This is a genomic window from Ferrovum myxofaciens, from assembly GCF_000735045.1.
Lineage (GTDB): Bacteria > Pseudomonadota > Gammaproteobacteria > Burkholderiales > Ferrovaceae > Ferrovum > Ferrovum myxofaciens.
Window position 1 is genome coordinate 1 of the sequence record NZ_JPOQ01000440.1, and the last position, 253, is coordinate 253.

General features: G+C 48.6%; 1 protein-coding gene. It reads left to right on the forward strand.

Annotated features, from left to right (window positions below; genetic code table 11):
• The coding region (locus tag IV91_RS17590; protein WP_150112535.1) for a tyrosine-type recombinase/integrase at nucleotides 1–253 on the forward strand (253 nt) is incomplete at both ends.

Consider the following 253-nt stretch of genomic DNA (forward strand, 5'->3'; position numbering starts at 1 on the left):
AACCAGCTATGCCCTGGCGAGTAATCCCGTCCTTTATTGCGGAGCATGTACGTAATCGTACAAGATATGATGTCACCCGAGCCATCTTGGAATTTTTAATACTCACTGCGGCACGTTCAGGTGAAGTGAGGGGAATGACGTGGGCTGAAGTGGATTTGAATTCTGCAATTTGGACAATTCCCGCCGAGAGGATGAAAGCCGAACAGCAACACCGAGTACCAATATCGAGTCGGGCACTCGAAATCCTCAGAAA